Consider the following 1,282-nt stretch of genomic DNA (forward strand, 5'->3'; position numbering starts at 1 on the left):
CATAGATGAAGTACGCCGCGGCGTCGGTGAGTTCCGACTGCAGACGGTCGCCTTCCGCATTGAGCAGACGACCCCGATAGCGAACCTGCAGGGTCGCGCCCTTGCAAATGACGTAGCTGCTGCCTGCGCCCGCCTCCTTCTTCCAGAACTCGCCCGCCTTCTCGTGCAGGCGAATGCTGGCGTCCTTGGGCTGCTTGGCGACGATGACCATCGCATGGATGCCGACATTGAGCTGCCCGTCTTGCTGCGGACACATCTCGGCGCTGACGATCTGCGCGTCCAGTTCCTTGCCGAGCTTCTCGACCCACGTGCGCGCCAGCGAGGCCATTTTCTGCGCCCACCCGTCTTCACCGTGCTCGACGTTCGCTGGGCAGGGTGCGTACAGCTCCAGCCGCAGCACGACGGCGTCGGGATGCTTCTTCGCTAGGGCCAGGAGGCGCGATTTCATCTTGCGCAACTTCTCCTCCAACTTCAGCTCATGCTTGACTTCGCGCTCGACTTGGGAGCGGCTGCTCAGGAGCTTGATCAGCGGTGTGAGCTGTTTGTAGAGCGTTTGCGCCCATCGCCAGGGATTGGCCTGCAGGACGTGCTGCACTTGGTCATGGCGCATCTGCACACCCATGAACGGACTCATGTGCTTGAAGACGGCCGAGAGCCTCGGGTCGTCGACGCCGCTCAGTCGCACTTGGCCCACCGTCTGACCCGCGTACGTCAGCGCGGCCAGGAAGATGAGGGCGTCCTGGGCCAGCCAGAGCCGGTCGCCCGTCGGCGTCTTGCGCACCTTCACCCAGTCCTCGACGACCGCGGGCGCGCGGCCGGCGAGGTGTTTGATCGTCTGCAAGGCGGCATGCCGCTTGGTCAGCGGCAGATCGCTGGAAGCGGCCGGAACGGCAAACAGGGACGGGTCCAGGGCCCCCTCATATGCTGCCAATGACGCGGCCGAGGCGATGCGCGAAGCTTTGTGCATCACGGGCTCCTCAAATCCAGGTCACGAAGCGCTCGGCAGCCAAGTGCAGCGGCACGCGCATGATGGGCGGCTTCATCTTCGGTTTCGGACCGGGCTTCTTGAGCGGGCCATTCGGGAAGCCCTTCATACCGAAGGTGCGCTGGCCACCGAGGTCGAGCTTCACGAAGAGGTTCGCGGCCGTGAAGTAGGCGCACAGGGCGCGCACACCCATGATGGTGTTCGAGTTCTGGAAATCGATGTGGCCGATCATCCGGTAGCGGTACTCGTTCACCTTCTCGTGGCAGTTGAAGTAGCAGTCCTCGGTACCGCCGGTCA

At 63.8% G+C, this 1,282-nt stretch carries 2 protein-coding genes; both read right to left on the reverse strand.

Features of this window, described 5'->3' with window-relative positions:
- The coding region (locus NS331_RS22150; RefSeq protein WP_153012986.1) for a hypothetical protein at nucleotides 1–967 on the reverse strand (967 nt) is incomplete at its 3' end.
- Nucleotides 968–977: 10 nt separating this feature from the next.
- A partial coding sequence (locus tag NS331_RS26835) for a hypothetical protein (protein ID WP_193758179.1) occupies nucleotides 978–1,282 on the reverse strand: 305 nt, incomplete at its 5' end.

Source organism: Pseudacidovorax intermedius, from assembly GCF_001476815.1.
Taxonomy (GTDB): Bacteria; Pseudomonadota; Gammaproteobacteria; order Burkholderiales; family Burkholderiaceae_C; genus Xenophilus; species Xenophilus intermedius_A.